The following is a 395-nucleotide window of genomic DNA, read 5'->3' as shown; positions in this document are numbered from 1 at the left end:
AAGAGAAGGGAGAGAGGAAGAAAAAAGGAAAAGGAGAAAGAAGGGGGAAAGAAGAAAGGAGGGGAGGAAAGAGAGGGGAAAGAGAGAGGAAAAAGGAGAAGAGGGAGAGAGGAGGGGGAAAAGGGAGGAGAAAGAAGGGGGGGAGGAAGGGGGAAAGGAGAAAAAGAGGAAGGAAGAGAGAAAGGGGGAGGAAAAAAAGGGAAAAAGGGAGGAGAAAAAGGGGGAGGAGAAAGGGGAGGAGGAAGAAAGAAAGGAGAGAGGGGGAAAGGAAAAAAAAGAAAGAAAAGGGGGAAAAAAGAAAGAAAGGGGAGGAAGAAGGGAGGAAGAGGGGAAAAGGAAGGAGAAAGAAGGAGGAAGGGGAAGAAAGGGGGAAGGGGAAAGGAGGGGAGAGAAAG

At 49.1% G+C, this 395-nt stretch carries 1 protein-coding gene; it reads left to right on the top strand.

Going from position 1 to position 395, the window contains the following annotated elements:
- Positions 1–395, top strand: a 395-nt coding sequence (locus KH400_RS29915; RefSeq protein WP_217228212.1) for a hypothetical protein, incomplete at both ends; no start/stop codon positions are given.

This window comes from Desertibacillus haloalkaliphilus (assembly GCF_019039105.1).
Classification (GTDB): domain Bacteria; phylum Bacillota; class Bacilli; order Bacillales; family KJ1-10-99; genus Desertibacillus; species Desertibacillus haloalkaliphilus.
The sequence above is the reverse complement of the archived record's forward strand: the minus strand, read 5'-3'. Positions and strand labels throughout refer to the sequence as shown.